Source organism: Actinomadura sp. ATCC 39365 (genome assembly GCF_054392275.1).
Window position 1 is genome coordinate 7909273 of record NZ_CP184335.1, and the last position, 19384, is coordinate 7928656.

General features: G+C 71.1%; 20 protein-coding genes and 1 tRNA gene. 6 read left to right on the forward strand and 15 right to left on the reverse strand.

Features of this window, described 5'->3' with window-relative positions; translation table 11 throughout:
- Nucleotides 1–8: 8 nt before the first annotated feature.
- Nucleotides 9–821, reverse strand: a complete 813-nt coding sequence (locus ACNF49_RS38360) for a serine hydrolase domain-containing protein (protein ID WP_482940696.1) — start codon at nt 819–821, stop codon at nt 9–11.
- A 181-nt stretch (nt 822–1002) separates the two neighbouring features.
- On the opposite strand from ACNF49_RS38360, the gene ACNF49_RS38365 reads away from it, so the two are divergent.
- From ACNF49_RS38365 to ACNF49_RS38375, 3 genes are all read left to right on the forward strand, one after another.
- Complete coding sequence (locus ACNF49_RS38365; protein WP_357972039.1) at nt 1003–1323, forward strand: hypothetical protein; 321 nt, start codon at nt 1003–1005, stop codon at nt 1321–1323.
- A gap of 180 nt (nt 1324–1503) precedes the next feature.
- Nucleotides 1504–1890 carry a DUF6461 domain-containing protein gene (locus ACNF49_RS38370; protein WP_482940697.1) on the forward strand — a complete coding sequence of 129 codons (387 nt, stop codon included), beginning with the start codon at nt 1504–1506 and terminating at the stop codon, nt 1888–1890.
- Nucleotides 1887–1964: a hypothetical protein gene (locus tag ACNF49_RS38375; protein WP_482945643.1), complete on the forward strand. Its 78-nt coding sequence runs from the start codon at nt 1887–1889 to the stop codon at nt 1962–1964. The genes ACNF49_RS38370 and ACNF49_RS38375 overlap by 4 nt, the downstream gene beginning before the upstream one ends.
- Here ACNF49_RS38375 and ACNF49_RS38380 read toward each other — a convergent pair.
- The 10 genes from ACNF49_RS38380 to ACNF49_RS38425 all read right to left on the reverse strand — a co-directional run bounded on the left by ACNF49_RS38380 (nt 1931) and on the right by ACNF49_RS38425 (nt 9627).
- Complete coding sequence (locus ACNF49_RS38380; protein WP_482940698.1) at nt 1931–2230, reverse strand: TetR/AcrR family transcriptional regulator C-terminal domain-containing protein; 300 nt, start codon at nt 2228–2230, stop codon at nt 1931–1933. The genes ACNF49_RS38375 and ACNF49_RS38380 overlap by 34 nt on opposite strands.
- Before the next feature lie 39 nt (nt 2231–2269).
- Complete coding sequence (locus ACNF49_RS38385; protein WP_482940699.1) at nt 2270–3337, reverse strand: hypothetical protein; 1068 nt, start codon at nt 3335–3337, stop codon at nt 2270–2272.
- A 256-nt stretch (nt 3338–3593) separates the two neighbouring features.
- Nucleotides 3594–3667: transfer RNA gene (locus tag ACNF49_RS38390), tRNA-OTHER, on the reverse strand.
- Between the two features lie 18 nt (nt 3668–3685).
- Entirely contained in the window at nt 3686–5101 is a 1416-nt protein-coding gene (locus ACNF49_RS38395) for a hypothetical protein (RefSeq protein ID WP_482940700.1), read from the reverse strand.
- Nucleotides 5102–5273: 172 nt separating this feature from the next.
- Nucleotides 5274–5603: a hypothetical protein gene (locus tag ACNF49_RS38400; protein ID WP_357972047.1), complete on the reverse strand. Its 330-nt coding sequence runs from the start codon at nt 5601–5603 to the stop codon at nt 5274–5276.
- A gap of 259 nt (nt 5604–5862) precedes the next feature.
- On the reverse strand, nt 5863–6732 hold the full coding sequence (locus ACNF49_RS38405) for a hypothetical protein (protein WP_482940701.1): 870 nt from the start codon (nt 6730–6732) through the stop codon (nt 5863–5865).
- Nucleotides 6733–6811: 79 nt separating this feature from the next.
- The gene (locus tag ACNF49_RS38410) at nt 6812–7219 is read right to left on the reverse strand and encodes a hypothetical protein (RefSeq protein WP_482940702.1); all 408 of its coding nucleotides are present in this window, start codon (nt 7217–7219) and stop codon (nt 6812–6814) included.
- Between the two features lie 82 nt (nt 7220–7301).
- Nucleotides 7302–8225: an NAD-dependent epimerase/dehydratase family protein gene (locus ACNF49_RS38415; protein WP_482940703.1), complete on the reverse strand. Its 924-nt coding sequence runs from the start codon at nt 8223–8225 to the stop codon at nt 7302–7304.
- A 134-nt stretch (nt 8226–8359) separates the two neighbouring features.
- The gene (locus ACNF49_RS38420; RefSeq protein WP_482940704.1) at nt 8360–8716 is read right to left on the reverse strand and encodes an ArsR/SmtB family transcription factor; all 357 of its coding nucleotides are present in this window, start codon (nt 8714–8716) and stop codon (nt 8360–8362) included.
- Complete coding sequence (locus ACNF49_RS38425; protein WP_482940705.1) at nt 8713–9627, reverse strand: ketopantoate reductase family protein; 915 nt, start codon at nt 9625–9627, stop codon at nt 8713–8715. The genes ACNF49_RS38420 and ACNF49_RS38425 overlap by 4 nt, the downstream gene beginning before the upstream one ends.
- A gap of 231 nt (nt 9628–9858) precedes the next feature.
- Between ACNF49_RS38425 and ACNF49_RS38430 the strand changes: the two genes are divergently transcribed.
- Complete coding sequence (locus ACNF49_RS38430) at nt 9859–10761, forward strand: endo-beta-N-acetylglucosaminidase H (RefSeq protein ID WP_357972059.1); 903 nt, start codon at nt 9859–9861, stop codon at nt 10759–10761.
- A gap of 63 nt (nt 10762–10824) precedes the next feature.
- Here the strand turns inward: ACNF49_RS38430 and ACNF49_RS38435 are convergent, their stop codons facing one another.
- The 4 genes from ACNF49_RS38435 to ACNF49_RS38450 are packed head-to-tail and all read right to left on the reverse strand — an operon-like array spanning nt 10825 to nt 16956.
- Nucleotides 10825–13821 (reverse strand): alpha-mannosidase, encoded by a 2997-nt coding sequence (locus ACNF49_RS38435; RefSeq protein WP_482940706.1) that lies wholly within the window; start codon nt 13819–13821, stop codon nt 10825–10827.
- A 30-nt stretch (nt 13822–13851) separates the two neighbouring features.
- On the reverse strand, nt 13852–14778 hold the full coding sequence (locus ACNF49_RS38440; RefSeq protein WP_357972063.1) for a carbohydrate ABC transporter permease: 927 nt from the start codon (nt 14776–14778) through the stop codon (nt 13852–13854).
- A gap of 1 nt (nt 14779) precedes the next feature.
- Complete coding sequence (locus tag ACNF49_RS38445; protein WP_357972065.1) at nt 14780–15679, reverse strand: carbohydrate ABC transporter permease; 900 nt, start codon at nt 15677–15679, stop codon at nt 14780–14782.
- Nucleotides 15676–16956, reverse strand: a complete 1281-nt coding sequence (locus ACNF49_RS38450; protein ID WP_482940707.1) for an ABC transporter substrate-binding protein — start codon at nt 16954–16956, stop codon at nt 15676–15678. The genes ACNF49_RS38445 and ACNF49_RS38450 overlap by 4 nt, the downstream gene beginning before the upstream one ends.
- Before the next feature lie 98 nt (nt 16957–17054).
- Here ACNF49_RS38450 and ACNF49_RS38455 point away from each other — a divergent pair, with 98 nt between their 5' ends.
- Together ACNF49_RS38455 and ACNF49_RS38460 are read left to right on the forward strand one after the other, a co-directional pair.
- A complete protein-coding gene (locus tag ACNF49_RS38455; protein WP_482940708.1) occupies nt 17055–18086 on the forward strand; it encodes a LacI family DNA-binding transcriptional regulator in 1032 nt (343 codons plus the stop codon).
- 46 nt (nt 18087–18132) lie between these two features.
- Nucleotides 18133–19353 carry a glycoside hydrolase 5 family protein gene (locus ACNF49_RS38460; RefSeq protein WP_482940709.1) on the forward strand — a complete coding sequence of 407 codons (1221 nt, stop codon included), beginning with the start codon at nt 18133–18135 and terminating at the stop codon, nt 19351–19353.
- Nucleotides 19354–19384 lie beyond the last annotated feature (31 nt).

Consider the following 19384-nt stretch of genomic DNA (forward strand, 5'->3'; position numbering starts at 1 on the left):
TGGTCTTACTACATTCCGAGAGACAAGACGCTGTAGTCCTTGGGCGGGTCGATGAAGCCGAACATCGACTCGTACGCCTTGGAGTGCGGGCCGGGGATGACCGGCGTGCGCGGGAAGGACGTGTGCCGCAGACCCGCCTTGCGGATGACGTTGCGGGTGATGTACTGCTCGGCGTTCTCGCCCGTCACCTTCTCCAGGAGCAGGCCGGCGATCAGGTAGTTGGTGTTGGAGTAGATCCCCGGCGTGGCGCCCGGCTCGCCGGTGGGCGTGGCGGCCAGGCCCAGCTCGACCAGCTCCCGGCGGGAGAAGGTGCGGAACCGGTTGTCGTCGAGGCTCTCGAACGTGCCCTGGAGCAGCGAGGGGAAGGCCGGGCCCACGTGGTCGGCGATGTGGCTCGTGTGGTTGAGCAACATCCGCACGGTGATCTTCTGGCCGCGCTCGCCCGGCACGACGTCGGGCAGGTAGCGGGCGATGGGGGCGTCCAGCTCGACGGCGCCGCGGGCCACCTGCTGGAGCAGGGCCACCGCGGTGAACGTCTTGGTGATGCTGCCGACCCGGTGCAGCATGCCGGGGCGCACGGGGCGTCTCGTGGCGACGTCGGCCACGCCGGAGGCGCCCCGCCAGCCGCGCTCGCCGTCGCGGACGGTCGAGTAGATGCCGTACATGCCGGCCTCGTGCACGGCGTCCAGCGACTGCCGCAGCGCCTGCCGGTCGAGCCCGGTCTCCCGCGCCGGGGCGGCCTGGGCCGGACTGGCTGCCAGCACCATTCCGGCGGTCAGGGCGATGGCCGAGGCGTTCTTTCCAAGCGTCCGGATGTTCATGGCGCAAGCATGATCCAAACGCGGTTTCGCGGTCAGTCCCGGCTGTCATCGGCTGCACATGACAGGAGTCATGAACGGTCCCGAAAGGGACGGCACGCGTGTGTCGCCTCTCGCGAGGGAGAGCCGAAACTTACTGTTACTCAGAGTTGTCACTTATTTACTCTACGTATAAGCTGAAGGCATGACACGTCTTCCCGCCCTCGCTCTGAGCGCCCTGGCCACCACGCTGGTCGCGGTCTCGCTCCCCGTCCCCGCCCACGCCGCCACCGGCACGTTCTTCTACACCAGGGCCAGCAACGGACGAGAGACCACCCTCAACATCCCGACGCCCAACGGCGCCTGCCTGCCGGTCTCCGGCGGCGCCCGCGACGCCCACAACGACACCGACGCCGACGCCACCATGTACACCGACAGCAACTGCACCGTCTTCGCCGGATTCGTCGGCTCCCGCAACTTCGAGACCTTCACCGCGCCCTTCCCGACCTTCGTCAAGTTCGGCTAGAGACACCGGCACCGCCTTCTCCACGCGCAACCCCTCACTCCGGGTTCTGCCACCCGCGCTCCTGCGAGACATCGACGTCCCAGCCCCCGCCGCCCGGGGGCGCGGATCGTCGCCGGGTCGCGGCGGGCCCGATCGTCTCGGCGATGATCCTCTGTCGGTCAGGGCTGTCAGCATGGGCAGGTGATCGCGACAGCCGCTGACGGTGCACGAACGGAAAGCGCGCCTTCCGGCATGAGCTTCGACGACGTGCTCAGCGCCGCCTGTTCCGGCCCAGGCCGTCACGCTGCCTGGGCCGGCCACTTCTTCGGGGCCGTCGCGGTCGACGGCTGGTGCCTCGTCGTCGAACCCAACGGCGGCATGGGGATCACCCGAGGGATCATGGAACGGTTGTCGGCCGGTACCCGGCTCGTGTCTCACTACCGCAACGTCAACGCGGTCAGTTACTTCTTCTGGGTGGAAGACGGCGAGATACGGCTCAGCTTCGAGTCGACCAGCCGGACGAGCTGGCCCCGGCCGGCGACTTCGCGTTCCGTGCAGGGACCGTCTTCGCGCTGGCGGAGCACCTGACGGGGGTCAGGCTGACAGCACAGCTCCTGGAGGAGCCGACCTACCTGTGCGCGGTGGCACCGCATCGGCACTGACCGTTCGCGGCGGCGACGAACCCCCCGTTGACGTGGGACGACAGGGTGCCGACGGCGGTGACCGGTTCCGGGCCGGGCAGATCGGCGTCGGCAAGGGCGGCGTGGAAACGTTCGGAGCGGGTCAGGGCGTTGGGGCCGGGCAGCGAACGGGTGGCGATGAGCGCGGGAGCCCACAGGCGGCGTCGCATGACTCGCCTGCTCTGGGTGAGCCGGGCGGTCAGCAGGTCGCGCCAGGGTTCCTGCCCACGCACCTGGGCCGGCCCCAAGGCCGCTCCCCGGGCTCGGCCGCGCCGGCCGGCTGAGGCTCAGGGGCTCGCGGGCGCGGGCCGCCACACGAGGGCGCGCCGCGAGCCGTCGGGGGCCTCGGCCCAGCCGGTGATCTCGCCCTGCGCATTGATGGCGTTGGCCATCGTGGCGGTGCCGGTCGCCGGGTCGGGCAGCAGGGCCGGCGCCGCGCCGGGCCCGGTCCAGACCGCCGCGTGGGCGGCGGTGCCGGCCCCCGTGCAGGTGTGCGTGCCGACGATCACGTCGTCGTCGTTGACGGCCTTGGGCGCGGCCACGCCGCCGGCGTCGGGCAGGCGCCGCATGCCCTCCTCGGCACTCCAGATGTAGCCGCCCGCGAGCACGCCGTCCGCGCCGAGCGCCGCCTGGCCGACGATGTGACCGTCGCCGTTGATGCTTTCGGCCTGGCTCCACTGGCCGCCGAGCGTGCCGAGCTCGGTGATGACGCCGTCCTCCCAGAGGAAGGCCCGGTGGGTCCGCTGGCTCGCCGGGCCGGGCGGTTCGAGGCGGCGCTGGGTGCCGGCGATCTGCCCGGCCGGGTTGACGGCCGCCGCATGGCTGCCGGAGACGGCGGCGAGGTCGGTCCTGACGCCGTCCTGGATGCGGAACGCCTGGTAGCGGGCCGTGCCATTGGGCAGCAGGTACCGATATTCGCCCACGATGACGCCCGCGCTGACGTCGCGGACCTGGGCGGAGTAGCCGGCGAAGGTGCCGAGGTCGGTCATCGTCCCGGCGCGCCAGTGGAAGACGTGCCCCTTCTCCGTCGCCGTGTAGCTGCTGCCGACGACATTGCCGTCCTCGTCGAGCGCGCCGGCGTAGGCGTGGCCGCCGCCGAGACTGCCCAGATCGACCACCTGCGCGCCGTCCCAGACGGTCGCCCGCTGCTCGCCGGTCGCGCTCACGCTGGAGCCGGCGATCTGCCCCAGGTCGTTGATGTCGAGTGCGTTCCCGGTGACCCCCAGGTCGGTGACCTCCCACTGGTCGGTGGTCGCCGGGCAGCCGTCCGCCGCGGCCGGGCCCGCGCCCGCCGCCTGTCCGGCCATGAGGAGGATGCTCGCCAGAATGGTCAGGTTCATGCGCGTGGAACTCATGATCACCTCACTGTTCGAAGAGCCAGCAAAACGATCACCAACATACGAGCGGGACCGCCGGCCGCCAAGACATGAAGGGGAACGTCACCATCCGTCCGTGGGCGACCTCGGAAGCCGTCAGCCGAGCTCGCGGGCGACGGGCAGAGGCGACGCCGTCGCCGCGGTGGCCGGTGCCGCTGGTGCGAGCCTGATGTGCGGGGCGCGCCGAGCCGCGGCCTGCTGGACGTGCTCGTCCTGGCGGTCCAGGTCGTTGACGTCTCGCTGACTGGGCTCGAACCAGCGTCCACCCGGTCTGAAGAGCCGGGCGCTCTACCACTGAGCTACAGCGAGTCTTCCGATCATCGCGTATCAGGGCTCCTGCCCGCCACCCGGAATCGGGCGCGAGGGGAGATCCGACACGACCACGCCGGCGGCCAGGCCGTGAGCGGCGTCATCGGCCATGTCGGGCTTGATCCGCCTGCCGCCGAACACCCCGGCCCGGCGCAGCAGCGACGCCCATACCGGATCGGCGATCGTCACCCCGTGCACCAGCTCCGGCGTGGGGTTGAACCGCACCACCCGGTGCTCGGCGGGACCGGCGGTCCAGCCACTCTCCGCCGGGTCGAGCCCCGCTTCCCCGCACGCCCGTTCCACATCCGCGCGGGTGCACGTCACCCGCCCGGACAGCACCTCCCACGGCAGGGGCAGCGCCGCCCACGCCTTCGTGTTCGGGTCCAGGTCGCCGCCGGTCTGCTGGTGCCACCAGGCCAGGTCCGCGGCCATGAGCCGCATCACCTTGCCGGGACAGGCGGCGTCCAGCAGCGGCAGGGCGTCCATCGACTGGAGGCAGGCCAGCCAGCCGGCGCGGGCGGCGTTGTACGCCTGAGCGACGGTGTTCCAGGTGGAGGAGTCGTCGCCGCGGCGCACCACCATCGACTCCCGGTCGAGCGGACGGACCGACCACACCTTCTCCAGCCGCTCCGCGCACTGTCGCATCACCGCGTACCAGGCGCCCAGCATCTCCCCTCGTTCGGCGTCGGACAGCCGGGCGAGGACGGACGGCTTGGCGTACGCGACCGCGATCATCGCCCAGTCGGTGTCTGGGTTGTTCTCGCAGCGGGCCAGGAGCATCTGCGCGACGTCGTCGAACGGGTTGTCCCTGCCGCGCAGGCTGAACTGGCGGCGCAGGTTGCGGCGCGCGGTGAAGTAGGCCACGAAGCAGGCAGCGTCCGTGTCCGCCGTGAACCTGTCACGGGGGATGCCGGCGGCGAAGCCGCTGCGGCCGACCAGCACCAGCCGCCGCAACTCCTGGCCGTCACCGAGCTTGGCAGCCTTGGCCGAGAGACGTCCGAGCGCGCGGAACCTCCGGTTGTACTGCCGCTTGGACAGGTCGATGCCGCCTTCCCGCCGGGCCGCCCGGTTGAGCCGGCCGTGCATGAAGTCGGCCCGGTCCGGGCTCCACCCGATCTCCTGCCCTGCGAGCTGCGCCACCTCCGCCAGCGACACAGGGTCGTCGGCGTTCCTCGCCGTCCACTCCGTGTGCGCGAACAGCCGTGCCACCGCGGCGAGCTGCTGCCCGCCGCCCCGCGGCCGCGCGAACTCCTCCGTCATGGAGGTCACGTAGCCACGGCGCCGGGAGGAGTGCATTGCCGCCCGGTCGAGGGTGAGTCGCTCCGGTGCGGAGAGCGAGCCGTCGAGGGCGAGCGAGATCAGGTCCGCGACGTCTTCGGGGCGCATGCGGCGGTCGAGCGAGCGGTGCAGGTCGAGCAGAGGCGTGGCCGTCATCGTGAGGGCTCCTGAGGCGTCATGGGGAGGTCAGCCCTGGCGTGTCGCCGGCGCTGGGCTCGGAGGGGCTGCCCGCCGTCGTCCAGTGCCTCGTACGGCTCGGCGTCCCCGGGCACGGCAGGCCCGTCAGGTGGGCTCACGGACGCCTCAGGCGTGGAGGGCCGGCAGCGGATCAGCGGGCCACTGCCGCCGGGGCCGCGGGCTGGAACCAGGCGGTCGAGGGTGGCGACAGGAGGCAGTAGATCACGCCCGCGGCCAGAGCGAGGCCGAGGAGGCCCGGGATGCTCGGTCCGCCGATCAGTCCCCAGAGCTGGCTGAACGCCAGGATCACCTCGACGGCCACCCCCGTCCAGCGGACCCACGGCTGCCGCGATCTCATCCTGGCCACGACCAGGCCGATGGCCGCGCCGATCACGACATTGACCAGGATGGGGATCAGCAGTATCCCGACGAGTGCCCGCTCCACGAGGCCCGTCAGCATGATGATGAGAGGCAGGGCCATCAGCACCACTTGAACGCACATGACGGTTCGCGCGGCGCGCAGTATGGCGGGTAACGGCAGGATTCGCTCGTTCATCGGTCTCCTCCAGCAGATCAACCTATTTCCCGTGATCTCCTTTCATTATCGGCCCTGGCGTCCGTCCTGCCGAAATCTGGCGCAAAAAACGCAACAGACCGGCGTGACACCTCGTGAAGAGAGAACGGCTCGGAGGAGCCGTGCGCCCCTTTCGGGGCCGCGCGGTCGGGTCGGACGCGGCCGCTCAGCGCGTTCCCGGCTCATCCGGCAACCGCACGACGGCGGCACCGGCCTGCGCCTCGCCGAACCCCCAGCCCGCGACGACGGAGCAGCCGGCCGCTTCCACGACATCGGACCACGGCCAGTGGCCGGTGCCGCAGTAGAAGCCGCCCTCGCTGCGCGCGTCGTCCTCGCTGAGGCAGAGCATGCGCAGGTGGTCGCGCAGCGCGGGATGCGTGACCGCGTCCAGCCTCTCTTCCCAGGGCTCGCCGGCGGAGCGGGCGCGTCCCATGTCGGAGATCGACACCAGATGTCCGGGGCCACGTTCGGTGAACGTGGCGGCCCGCATCGCATCGGCCGGCGTGCCGTCGGTGGCGACGCGCAGCAGCACGGTCAGCCAGCCGTTCAGCTTCTCGGCCTCCTGGCCGGTCAGGTCGACGCCATGACGGCCCAGCAGCGGCCCGAGCTGCGCGCCGCGCACCAGCACGCCGTCGGCCTCATCGACCCAGGAGACGGCCCGCAGGTCCGCGACGAAGGCGTCACCGAACGGCCGCGGGCCCTTGTGCCCGCCGTCACCCCACGCCCCCGTTCCCGCCACGAGTTCGGCGTCGAACCGGAACAGCGACTCGCTCAGGTCGAACCGCCAGGTCCACGGAGAGAAGGGGTACTCACCGTCCGGATCCGGCAGGTGCCTGGCCTTCCCGTCGGACAGCGCCTCCGGGGTGGCCCAGGGGTTGGGGAACAGGAACTCGTCGAAGGGGTCCGAGGCGTAGTACACGCCGTACCCGGCGGCGGGGTCCACGTCCGCCTGTCCGTCCAGCAGGATCGCGAAGGCATCGGCCAGCGCGGTCTCCCACTCGCTGTGGTCAGTCGCCGGAACCGTCTCGGGTGTCACGATGAACGCTCCTTCATGTCGTGTCGCGCGGGTTGTCGCAAACTATCGGGACTTCCCGGCGGGCCGGGCAGGCGTACGACTACCCGCGAGCCCGTGACCGGCGGGTGAGTTGTCTGCGGTGCACCACGAGGCCGGCCAGGGTCAGCAGTGAGACGAGACCGAGCTGCCACCAGTTGTCCGGGCTGCCGCCGAGGTCCAGGTCGGCCGCGTGGTTCACCGCGTGCAGCGTGTTGGCGACGAGGAACCCGACCAGCACGATCGACAGCACGTCGCGCCACACCAGCGCGCTCAGCATCATCAGCCCGATGCCGATCTGGAAGACCCCGGCGTCGTGCAGGAAGTGCACGTGATTGGGGAAGCGGGCGAAGACCGCGAAACCCGCCGGGTCGATGCGCATCCACACGCCGAAGACCAGCATCGTCAGCGCGCCGACCGCCACGGCCACCTGGACGAAGATCCTGGCCGGCCTGCTGTAGCCGTTCATCATGTCGTGTCCCTTTCCTGTGCTTGCTCTGGTGAGAGGACGAGCACCGACGGCGGCGTGTGACACCGATCGGCCGGGCGGGTTCTCAGCGCGCCTTCAGCCCGTCGGGCACGCTCGGGTGCACCGGGGTCCAGCCCAGGTCGCGGGTGGCCCTGGCGTGCGAGACCCGCAGCGTGGTGTCCATCAGCAGGCAGCCCAGGTACGGCACGGCCAGCCTGACCAGCCATCTCGGCGTCACGACGGGGCGCGGCGTGCCGTGCGCGCGGGCGACCGCGGTCAGGAAGTCGCGCCAGCTCATCGGCCGGTCGTCCACGATGTTGTACGCCTGCCCCGCGCCGCCGCGTTCCATGGCCGCGACCGCGGCCGCCGCGGCGTCGTCCACGTGGACGAAGGAGGTGGTGCCCGTTTTGCCGCGCGGCAGCACTGGCGCCCGCCTGCGCATCAGGTCGGCGAACAGGTCGCTGAAGGCGTTCCTGCCGTAGAACATGCCGTAGCGCAGGGCGATGCCCTCGATGCCGGCCGCGTTGAACACCTGGCTCTCGGTCGCCACGCTGGAGTCGGTCACCAGGTCGGCGACGGTGCCGACGTGCACGCCGAATTCGTCGTCCTCGGTCAGCACGCGGTCGCCGTGGTCGCGGTAGCCGTACCCGGTGATCAGCGACTGGGTGACGAACCGGCGCGCGCCGACGGCCCGCGCGGCGTCGAGCAGGTGCGCGGTCCCCCGGTCGCGCAGGGCGAGGGTCGGGTCGTCGGGGCGCAGCCTGCGCGAGGCGTCGCGCAGCGCCGTGGCCTGGTGCATGACCACGTCGGCGGCGTGCCCGTCGAGCGCGCGCAGCAGCGCGTCCCGGTCGAGCACGTCGGCGACGACGGCGTCCGCGCCGCGATCGGCGACGAGCCGCCGCTTGGCGGGATCGCGGACGACGGCGACCACCTCGTGCCCCGACGCGGCCAGCGCCGACAGCAGCGGAAGCCCGATCGCGCCGGTCGCCCCGGCCAGCAGCACCTTCATCGTCCCTGCTCCTTCACCCGTCGCCCGTGTGTCACGGAGATCTCCTCGTCCTGATGGACAGCACCGCGAGGACGGGACAGCCGTTCCCGATGTGACAGACCGGGACGGGAAGACGCGCGGGCGGTCGTCGATCTCTAGTGGCCGCCCGGCCGTTCGCCGGGGCCGGAGGCGCAGGAGATGATCAACGTGATGAGGTCGCGCATGGGGGTCAGGAGCTCCGGATAGGCGTCGGCGTTGAGGTCGTACAGGCGCAGGGTGCCCTTGCGCCGTACCGTCAGCAGATCCGCGTCGCGCAGGATCTTGAGGTGGTGGGAGGTGGCGGGCTGGGACAGCTCCAGGTGCGCGGCGATGTCACCGACGCTGCGGGGCTCCGCGGACTCCAGGAGGTGGACGACGATCTCCTGCCTGCGCTCGTCCCCCAGGGCGGTGAACAGCGGCCGGGTCCGCGCGAACAGCGCGAGCACGTCCCGGGCCTCGATCGGGCCGCTCATGCGGGCAACGAGTCGCGCACGGCGGACAGGCGGCCGACCGGCAGCGCCCTGGCGGCGCCTTCGGCGATCCAGCCGTCCAGCATCAGCCGCGTCTGCGCGCTCACCTTCGTGAAGTGCGTCTCCAGGTAGCGGCGCAGGTCGAAGGGGAGCAGCCAGGGCAGTACGCGCAACGCCAGCCCCACGGCCCAGGAGGGAAGGGCGACGGGGGCGCGCAGCCCGTGCTGGGCGGAGACCACCGCGACGGCCTCCCGGACGGCCGCGGCGGCGTCCCGCAACCGCGTGCCCGACGCGGGCAGCCGCCAGCCGGAGGACTCCAGCTCGGCGATGTAGGGGATCATCCGGGCGGCGGTGAGCTCCCCCGCGCCGGCCCGCGTCACCCGCCTGGCTCGCACGCCGCCGGCCCGTAGCGCGGCGACGACCTGCGGGGCGCGCGCTCCGGTGACGCCCGTCGCCGTACCGGGCGGCACCCAGTACGCCACTCCCGGCGCGGGCACCTCGCGCTCCAGCGGCGCGTGGTAGGCGAGCAGCGTCGGGGTCACCTGGACGATCTGCTCCTGCGGCCAGACACCGGCGAGCGTGCGCAGATCGCCGGGATCCTGGCCGATGGTGACCACCGTCGCGGCGCCGGTCACCTCGCGCAGCGCGGCCGTCCACTGGCCGCGCAGCGCCGGTGAGTCCACGCAGAGCCACACCATGTCCCACCGTTCGCGGGGCGGCTCGCTGTGCACCTCGTACGGCGTGATCCGCTCGGTCACCGGCGCCCGCCCCCGCCTGAGCCGGTACAGCGGAGCCCCTTCCCAGCCCTCCCGGCCCGGCCGCACGAGATAGCTGACCCGGGCCCCACCCGCGGCCAGCCACGCCCCGAAGACCTGCCCCAGCGCGCCGGCACCGACAATCAGCACCTTCGTCATCACTGCTCCATACATCTAAATATTTGGATGTGCGGAACATACCACCGCAGAAATCTCCGGCGTCCGCGGCGTCTTTCCGCGCCGCCGACACCTTGACAGCGGGCCCCGGGCTGCCGATGATCGAGGCGCTATACCGATTTATCTCCAGCCCCCCTGCAGCCTCGCGAGAACGAGTGGACTGGACTTAACCGATATAGCAAAATCATCCCCCCATGCACTGAGGAGCCGATCGTGAGTTCACCGCTCATGCGGAGAAGGACCCTGCTGGCAGCGCTGGCCGCGACCACCGTGGGTGCCGCGTTACCCACCGCGGCACACGCCGAGCGCCGCGCGGCCGCCAAGACCGGCCCGCTCTCGGTGGTCTACATCGAGGTCAACAGCGAGAGCATGACCAACGTCGCGAAGTACACGCTCGCCAGAGGCGGCGCGCAGGTGTTCGACATCGCGGTCATCTTCGCCGCCAACATCAACTACGACGGCACGAAGGCCTACCTCCACTGCAACGAGAACGTGCAGCGGGTGCTCGACAACGTGGCGACCGAGGTCCGCCCGCTGCAGCAGAAAGGCATCAAGGTCCTGCTGTCCATCCTCGGCAACCACCAGGGCGCCGGCTTCGCGAACTTCCCGTCCCAGCAGGCCGCCGACGCGTTCGCCCAGGAACTGGCCGACGTGGTGACGACGTACGGGCTCGACGGCATCGACTTCGACGACGAGTACGTCGAGTACGGCAACAACGGCACCGGCCAGCCGAACGCCTTCTCCTTCGTCTACCTGGTCCAGGCCCTGCGCCGGAAGCTGCCTAACAAGCTCATCACGCTGTACGACATCGGCCCGGCCGCCGATCGCCTGTCCTACAACGGCGTGAGCATCGCCAACACCTTCGACTACGCCTGGAACCCCTGGTACGGCACCTGGTCCGTGCCGAACGGCCCGACCTCCAAGTCCCGCCTGTCGCCGGCCGCCGTGTCGTTCACCGGCACCAGTTCGTCCACCGCCGCGTACCTCGCCCGCCGTACGGTCAGCGAGGGATACGGCGTCTTCCTCACCTACAACCTCACCTCGGCGAACACCGCCTCCTACATCTCGGCGTTCACCAACAAGCTCTACGGAAGCTCCGCCGTCTACACCCCCTGACGTCTCCCCCGCGGACGCAGGTGAGGGGCACCCGGACGGGTGCCCCTCACCGGGAACGTGCGGTCAGCGGCCGAGCCGCAGGGTGACCAGCTCGAACGGCCGCACCGTCACCGGGATCGACCGGCCGGGCCGCTCGGGCTCGGCCAGCGGGCGCTCCAGCAGGTCGGTCACGGTCACCGAGGTGACGGGGAAGCCGGCCGTGAGCGTGGCCGCCGCCCGGCCGCCGCGCGACTCGTGGAAGCGCACCACGACGTCGCCGCTGCCGTCGTCGGCCAGCTTGACCGCGGTGATCACGACCGCGTCGTCGTCCACCGTGACCAGCGGCGCCACCTCGGCGGCGCCGGACAGCACCCGCTCGGGCAGGTTGAGGAACCAGCCCTCGCGCACCGCGTCGCCGATCGTCGCGCCGGGCAGCAGCGCGTGCCGGAAGGTGTGCCTGCCCTGGTCGGTCTCGGGGTCGGGGAAGCGGGGGGCGCGCAGCAGCGACACCCGCAGGGTCGTGGTGGTGCCGCCGTCCTTGCGCACGGTCCGGGTCACGTCGTGGCCGTAGGTGGAGTCGTTGACCACGGCCACGCCCCAGCCGGGCTCCTCCAGGTGCACGAACTTGTGGTTGCACGCCTCGAACTTGGCCGCCTCCCAGCTCGTGTTGGTGTGGGTGGCGCGGTAGGCGTGGCCGTACTGGCTCTCGGAGGCGTAGCGCTCGGCGCGCACGTCGAGGGGGAAGGCCAGTTTGAGGAACTTCTCCGTCTCGTGCCAGTCGACCTCGGTGGCGATGTCGACCCGCCGCCCGTCCAGCGAGATCACCTGCGTGACGGACGAGCCGCCGAACGAGCGGGTGACGCGGACCGAGCCGGACTGCTCGCCGGCCGTCACCTCGTCGGCCGCGGTGAGGTCGACGACCGTGTTGCGGTAGAACTCGTCCACGTCCCAGGCGTCCCACATGTTGGGGAAGTCCTGGTGCAGCTGGAGCAGGTTGGCGGCCTGGCCGGGTGGCAGGGTCTCGCGCCGGGCCCGCAGGTCGTAGGCGGAGACGATCAGGCCGTGCCCGTCCACCTCGACCCGGAGCAGGCCGTTGTCCAGCACGAAGCCGCCGTCCTCGCGGGGCTCCCTGCTCGTCGGGGCCAACGGTGCGGCCGGGGCCGCGCCACCGGCCGGGACGCCGTTGCGGGCGTGCGGGGCCGCGTTGAAGACCAGCTCGCGGGAGCCGTCTCCGGCCAGGGCCCGCTGGGCGTCGCCGATCAGGCCGGTCAGCTCCTCGGCCAGCGCCGCGTAGGTGTTCCTGGCCTCGCGGTGCACCCAGGCGATCGACGAGCCGGGCAGGATGTCGTGGAACTGGTGCAGCAGCACCGTCTTCCAGATGCGGTCGAGCTGCTCGTACGGGTAGGGCGCGCCGGCCCGTACGGCGGCCGTGGCGGCCCACAGCTCGGCCTCGCGCAGCAGCGACTCGCTGCGCCGGTTGCCCTGCTTGGTCTTGGCCTGGCTGGTCAGCGTGGCCCGGTGCAGCTCCAGGTAGAGCTCGCCCACCCAGACCGGCGGGTTGGGGTACTCGGCCTCGGCCTTGTCGAAGAAGCCGGCGGGGGTCTCCCAGGTGACGGTGGCCGAGCCCTCCAGGTCGCGCAGCCGGGCGGCCTTGGCCACCATCTCGCGGGTGGTGCCGCCGCCGCCGTCGCCCCACCCGGTGGGGGCCAGCGAGTGCCGGGCGATGCCCTTGTCCTTGAAGTTGCGGGCCGCGTGCGCGATCTCCCGGCCGTTCATCGAGCAGTTGTAGGTGTCGACCGGCGGGAAGTGCGTGAACACCCGCGTCCCGTCGATGCCCTCCCACAGGAACGTGTGGTGCGGGAACGTGTTCGTCCGGCTCCACGAGATCTTCTGCGTGAGCAGCCGCTTCGAGCCCGCCGCCTTGATGATCTGCGGCAGCCCGGCCGCGAAGCCGAACGTGTCCGGCAGCCACACCTCCTCGTTGTCGACGCCGAACTCGTCGATGAAGAAGCGTTTGCCGTGCACGAACTGGCGGGCCATGGCCTCGGAGCCGGGCATGTTCGTGTCGGACTCCACCCACATGCCGCCGGTCGGGACGAACCGCCCGGCCGCCACGGCCTTGGTCACCTTGGCCCACACCTCGGGCCGATGCTCCTTGATCCACGCCCACTGCTGGGCCTGCGACATCGCGAACACGAACTCCGGCTCGTCGGCCAGCAGCGCCGTCATGTTGGAGGCCGTACGGGCGACCTTGCGGACGGTCTCGCGCAGCGGCCACAGCCAGGCCGAGTCGATGTGCGCGTGCCCGACCGCGCTGATCCGGTGTGCCGAGGGCACGGCGGGCGAGGACAGCACGCCGGCCAGCTCGGCGCGGGCCGCCCCGGCGGTGGCGTTGACGTCCTGGAGGTCGATCGCGTCCAGGGCGCGGTCGATCGCCCGGGTCAGCTCCGCGCGGCGGCCGCTGTCGGCGGGCAGCTCGTGCATCAGCTCCCCGGCCACCTCCAGGTCGAGGATCAGGTTCCACACCGTCTCGTCGAACACGGCCAGGTCCATGCGCGCCAGCCGGTACTGCGGCTCGCTGCCCGCCGTCTCCTTGTCGCCGAGCAGGGTGGGCACGAACGGCTTGTAGTCGAGCAGGACCGGGTTGGAGGCCGCCTCGATCCGCAGCTCGACGTGCTCGCCGCCGGTCACCGGCGCGCCGACGCGCACCCACTGGTTACGCGGGTTGAGCCCCTTCACGGGCGTGCCGTCGGGCAGGTAGACCAGGCCCTCGCACTGGAAGCCCGGCATGTTCTCGTCGAAGCCGAGGTCGAGCACCGCCTCGACGGTCCGGCCGGCCCAGGCGGGCGGGACGGTGCCGGTCACCGTGAACCAGCTCGTCGCCCACGGCGCGCCCCACGCCGCGCCGACCGCGATCGGCTCGGTCGGGGCCGCGAGCCCTTCGGCGACGGGTACGGGCTCGTCCGGCGCGGTCCAGACGCGCACGTCCATCGGCACGGACTCGGGGTGGACGGCCGGGCGCAGACGTTCGTCCAGCACGCGCTTGAGACGGGCTTCGACCAGTGTGCGGTCGTCATGCATGGAGAGAGACTCCTCGTTCTCGGAACCGGCTCAGCCCTTGATCGCGCCCTCGGCGACGCCACGGAAGAAGAAGCGCTGCAGCGAGGCGAACAGGAGCACGATGGGCAGGAAGGAGATCATTGTCCCAGCGGCGATGAGACGGGGGTTGGCGCTGAACGTGCCGTTGAGGTACTGCAGGCCGACGGTCAGTGTGAAGTTCTTCGGGTCGTTGAGCACGATGAGCGGCCACAGGAAGTCGTCCCAGGCGCCGATGAACGCGAAGATCGTGATCACGCTCAGCATGCCGCGCACGTTCGGCAGCCCGAGCCGGATGAGCCGCTGCCAGGGGGTCGCCCCGTCGATGACCGCCGCCTCGTCCATCTCCTTGGGAATGGCCTGGAAGGCGGTGCGCATCAGCAGCACGTTCAGCATGCCGATCGCGCCGGGCAGGGCCACGCCCAGCAGCGTGTCGGCCAGGCCCATGCCGCGGACGGTGACGTACTGGGAGACGATCGTCACCTCGCCCGGCAGCACGAGCGTGGACAGGAACAGCACCAGGAGCAGCTTGGCGCCCCGGAACTCCAGCCGGGCCAGCGCGAACCCGGCCAGCGTCGCGCCGACCGCGTTGCCGCCCACCACGATGACCGCCACGATCACCGAGTTGAGCGCGTACGTCCACACCGGGATGGTGTCCGCGACGCGCGCGTAGTTCTCCAGCGTCGGCTGGAGCGGGACGAAGCTCGGGGTCTGTGCGAAGACGTCCTCGTACGGGCCCTTCAGCGAGGTGGACAACTGCCACAGGAACGGCAGGATCGTGATCGCCAGGACGAGCAGCAGCAGCGCGTACCGCAAGGCCAGCTCCCCCGGCCTGGTGGCGCCGAAGCCGCCCCGGCCCCGGCGGCGGCCGTGCCGCCCCGGGCGGGCCACCGCGGCGGCGGCGGGTCGCGGGCTCGCGTCGCGGGCCTTCATGGCCGCCATGTCAGTCCGCCTTCCTGTTGAGCCGGGTCAGCAGGAGCATCGGGCCGATCGTGATGACGAAGAGCAGGATGCTCAGCGCCGAGGCGTAGCCGAAGTGCCCGTAGAAGCCGCGGCTGTACATCTGGATCAGCATGACCAGCGACATCGCCCGCCCGCCCGGTCCGCCCGTGCCGTTGGAGAGCACGAACAGCTCGGAGAACACGCGCAGGGCCGACACCGAGACCAGCACGGACACCAGCAACATCGTGTTGCGCACGCCCGGCACCGTCACGCTCCAGAAGCGGCGTACGGCCCCCGCGCCGTCCACGGCCGCGGCCTCGTGCAGTTCGCGCCGCACGTTGCCGAGCGCCGACAGGTAGATGATCATGTAGTAGCCCAGCCCCTTCCAGACCGTCAGGGTGATGGCGCTGAGGACCAGCAGCCACCGGTCGGTCAGGAACGGCAGCGGCCCCTGCAGCACCCCCAGCGCCTGCATGAGCCCGTTGATCAGGCCCCGGTCGCTCAGCAGCCAGCTCCAGATCAGCGCGACCACGACGGCGGAGGCGACGACCGGCGTGTAGAAGGCGGTGCGGAAGAACGTGATGCCGGGGATCTTCTTCTCCACCAGGATCGCCAGCAGCAGCGGCAGCAGGGTGAGCACCGGCAGGCAGACCAGCATGAAGACGATGCTGTTGAGCAGCGCGTTGCCGAGCTGGTCGTCGTCGAGCATGCGGCCGAAGTTGGCCAGTCCGGTGAAGTGCCCCCCGCTGAGCGGCTTGGCGTTGGTGAAGGCCAGCACCAGCGTGTTCAGCGAGGGCCAGATGTTGAAGACGAACAGCCACAGCGCGGCGGGCGCCACCAGCAGCCAGGGGGTGAGCCGGCGGCGGAGGGCGCCCTGTGCGGGGAACGCGGGGGTGATCACTGGTTGAGCAGCTCGTTGCACTTGGCGACCGCGGCGTCCAGCGCCTCCTTGGCGGAGACCTCGCCGTTGAGCGCGAGGGCGATCTGCTGGCGGATGAACTTGCTCATCGCGTCGGTCACCTCGACCGGCTGCAGCATCTTGGCCGTGGCCAGCGACTTGAAGGCGATGACCTTGGCGTCGCCGGCGTTGGTGCCGTCGCTCTGGGTGAAGAACGGGTCGCCGGCCGAGGCCTTGGTGCTGGGGAAGACGCTGACCTCGTGCGCGAACGCCGCCTGGTTCTCGGCGCTGGTCACCCAGCGGGCGAGCGCGATCGCCGCGGCCGGGTTCTTGCTCTTCTTCGACACCGACAGGCCCTGCACGTACAGGGGCGGGGTGCCCATCGCGGTCGAGGGCACGACCTTGGGCGCGAGGGAGGGGTTGTCGGTCTTGACGGCGATGATGTGGTTGGCGCCGGCCGTCGTCCAGGCCACGGTGCCCTCGTTGAACAGCTTGGCGTTGCCCGCATAGGTGTCGGTCAGCACGTCGCGCGGCAGTAAGCCCTCCTTGAAGGCGGCCCGGTACTTGTCGATCACCGCGACGGCCTCAGGGGTGTTGAAGACGAAGCTCTTGCCGTCGTCGGACATCAGTTTCACGCCCGCCTGGCCCAGGTCGCCGAGCTCGGGGCGGCGGCTCATCAGGTAGATCTTGCCGCCGGACTTCTCCTTGAAGGTCCGGGCCTGCTCGACCAGCTCGTCGAACGTCGTCGGCGGCTTGGCCGGGTCGAGGCCGTTCTTCTTCATCAACTCGGAGTTCCAGTAGTTGACGTCGGTGTTGAGGTACCAGGGATAGCCGTACGTGCCGGGCTGGCCGCGGAAGGTGTAGGCCTCGATGCCGCCCGCGACGTACTCGTCGGCGAGCTTGGGGTCGGCGGCGGCGACGTCGAGCAGCATGCCCTGCTGGACCAGGGGCCTGGCGAAGTCCGGCGGCAGGTTGGTGACGTCCGGGAGTGTTCCGGAGGCGGCCTGGTTGAGTACCTTCTCGGAGTAGGCGTCCGCCGGCTGGTCGAGCCATTCGACCTTCGTGCCGGGGTACTTCTTCTCGAAGGCGGCGATGACGCCTTCGACGTACGCGGTGAACTTGGGCTTCAGCGCCCACGTCTGGAGGCTGACAGTGCCCTTCACCTCTCCCGTGGCCGCCGCGGTCGGGGCGGCGGCTCCCGACTCGCCGGACCCGCCGAGGCCGCAGCCCGAGACGACCATGACGGCTGCCACCGCCGGTCCCGTCCAGTACCTACGCATGGCGCTCTCCTTGGTTACTAAATCGCTCTAGTTGCGGGACTATTCACCTGGCTAGACTCGTGTGTCAATAGCTGAGACGAATTCGTGAAGGAGCAGTGGTGCGCCGACCGACGATCACCGACATCGCCGAGCGGGTCGGGGTTTCCAAGGGCGCGGTGTCCTTCGCGCTCAACGGCCGCCCGGGGGTCGGAGAGGCCACCCGCGCGCGAATCCTGCAGGTCGCGAAGGAGATGAACTGGCGTCCGCACAGCGCCGCCCGGGCCCTGGGCGGGGCGCGCGCGGAGGCGGTGGGCCTGGTCATCGCCCGGCCCGCCAGCGCCCTCGGCGTGGAGCCGTTCTTCGCCCAGTTACTGTCCGGCCTGCAGTCGGGGCTGTCGGCCCAGGCCGTCGCGCTGCAGTTGCTGATCGTGGAGGACGCCGAGGCCGAGATGGAGATCTACCGCGAGTGGACCTCCGCCCACCGGGTGGACGGTTTCGTCATGGTGGACCTCATGGTCCGCGACCCGCGCATCGCGGTGCTGGAGGAGCTCGGCGTGCCCGCCGTGGTCCTGGGCGGTCCTGGCAAACACGGGTCGCTGTCGAGCGTCTGGGCCGACGACCGGGAGGCCATGTTGTCGATCGTGGACTACCTGGCCGCGCTCGGCCACCGCAGGATCGCGCACGTCGCGGGCCTGCCGGCGTTCCGGCACACCCAGCGGCGCGCCCGCGCGCTGCGTGACCGGGCGGGGCGGCTGGCCCTGGAGGAGGCGGTGTCGGTGCACACCGACTTCAGCGACTCCGAGGGCGCCGCCGCGACGCGCGCGCTGCTGTCGCGGCCCCGCCGGCCCACGGCCATCGTCTACGACAGCGACGTGATGGCCCTGGCCGGGCTGGGGGTGGCCGGCGAGATGGGGGTGAAGGTGCCCGACGACCTGTCCATCGTGGCCTTCGACGACTCGGTGCTCACGCGGATCACGCACCCCGCGATCACCGCGCTCTCCCGCGACACCTTCGCCTTCGGCAAGCGGCTGGCCGAGGTGATGCTGGAGGTCATCGCCGATCCGGAGCAGCACAAGGACGTCAAGACCGAGACCCCCCAGCTGACCGTGCGGGAGAGCACGGCGGCTCCGGGGACTTGGCAGGGCGACTAAATCGCTTTAGGCTCCGCCGGGAGATCGTACGACCCCCGGAGGACGCGTGCCCCTGCTCGACCCCATCCGCCACGGCGCCAACTACGTGCCCTCCGCCGGCTGGTTCCACAGCTGGCTCGACCTGTCGCTCGACGCGGTCCGCCGCGACTTCGAAGACCTGGCCTCGATCGGCCTGGACCACGTGCGCGTGTTCCCGATCTGGCCATGGATCCAGCCCAACCCGGGGCTGGTCCGGCAGCGCGGCGTGGAGGACCTGCTGGCGGTGATCGACGTCGCGGCCGAGTTCGGCCTGTCCGTCGCCGTGGACCTGCTCCAGGGGCACCTGTCCAGCTTCGACTTCCTGCCCTCCTGGGTGCTCACCTGGCACCGGCGCAGCCTGTTCACCGACCGCGGGGCGCGCGACGCCGTCGCCGCGTACGCCGACCGGCTGGCCCGCGCCGTCGCCACCCGCGGCAACGTGTTCGCCGTCACGCTCGGCAACGAGGTCAACAACCTCTACCCCAGCAACGCCACCACCGCCGAGGCGTCCACGGCGTGGGCCGCCGAGCTGATCGAGGCGGTGCGTGCGGCCGCGCCCGGCCTGCTCGCCCTCCACTCCCTGTACGACGCCACCTGGTACGACCCCGAGCATCCCTTCCACCCCGCCGACAACGTGGACCTGGGCGACCTGACCACGGTGCACTCCTGGGTGTTCAACGGGGTCTCCGCGATCGACGGCCCGCTCGGCCCGGCCACCGTCTCGCACGCCGACTACCTGGTCGAGCTGGCCGCGGCCACCTCGCTCGACCCGGCCAGGCCCGTCTGGCTGCAGGAGATCGGGGTGCCCAGGCCCGACGTGCCCGAGGCCCGGACCGCCGAGTTCGTCCGCCGCACGCTCGACGCGGTGACCGTCAACCCCGCGCTGTGGGGCGTCACCTGGTGGTGCTCCCACGACCTGGACCGTTCCCTCTCCGACTTCCCCGAGCGGGAGTACGACCTGGGCCTGTTCACCGTGGACCACCGTCCCAAGCCGGCGGCCAAGGAGCTCGCCACGATCATCGACGAGCGCCGCGGCCGTACCGAGGCGCGGCGTCCCGCCCTGCGGTGCGACGTCGACCTGCGGACCGAGCCCGGACGCCGGGCCGAGGTCGCGCCGGGCAGCGCCTTCCACGCCGCATGGGTCCGGCTGCGCCAGGCCGGGCCCGTGGCCATCGTCGCCGGCGACCGCGCCGACGACCCCGGCCACCTCACGGCCCGGGGGATCGGCAGCGTCCTCGCCCCGGAGTGAGCGGCGGGCCGACCGCAAGATCATCGATTTC

Bases quoted from the DNA above. Each gene is read 5' to 3' on its own strand.
- ACNF49_RS38395 (WP_482940700.1), bottom strand. From the start codon at position 5,101: ATGACGGCCACGCCTCTGCTCGACCTGCACCGCTCGCTCGACCGCCGC.
- ACNF49_RS38360 (WP_482940696.1), bottom strand. From the start codon at position 821: ATGAACATCCGGACGCTTGGAAAGAACGCCTCGGCCATCGCCCTGACC.
- ACNF49_RS38410 (WP_482940702.1), bottom strand. From the start codon at position 7,219: ATGATGAACGGCTACAGCAGGCCGGCCAGGATCTTCGTCCAGGTGGCC.
- ACNF49_RS38400 (WP_357972047.1), bottom strand. From the start codon at position 5,603: ATGGCCCTGCCTCTCATCATCATGCTGACGGGCCTCGTGGAGCGGGCA.
- ACNF49_RS38415 (WP_482940703.1), bottom strand. From the start codon at position 8,225: ATGAAGGTGCTGCTGGCCGGGGCGACCGGCGCGATCGGGCTTCCGCTG.
- ACNF49_RS38365 (WP_357972039.1), top strand. From the start codon at position 1,003: ATGACACGTCTTCCCGCCCTCGCTCTGAGCGCCCTGGCCACCACGCTG.
- ACNF49_RS38420 (WP_482940704.1), bottom strand. From the start codon at position 8,716: ATGAGCGGCCCGATCGAGGCCCGGGACGTGCTCGCGCTGTTCGCGCGG.
- ACNF49_RS38425 (WP_482940705.1), bottom strand. From the start codon at position 9,627: ATGACGAAGGTGCTGATTGTCGGTGCCGGCGCGCTGGGGCAGGTCTTC.
- ACNF49_RS38450 (WP_482940707.1), bottom strand. From the start codon at position 16,956: ATGCGTAGGTACTGGACGGGACCGGCGGTGGCAGCCGTCATGGTCGTC.
- ACNF49_RS38385 (WP_482940699.1), bottom strand. From the start codon at position 3,337: ATGAGTTCCACGCGCATGAACCTGACCATTCTGGCGAGCATCCTCCTC.
- ACNF49_RS38435 (WP_482940706.1), bottom strand. From the start codon at position 13,821: ATGCATGACGACCGCACACTGGTCGAAGCCCGTCTCAAGCGCGTGCTG.
- ACNF49_RS38440 (WP_357972063.1), bottom strand. From the start codon at position 14,778: ATGGCGGCCATGAAGGCCCGCGACGCGAGCCCGCGACCCGCCGCCGCC.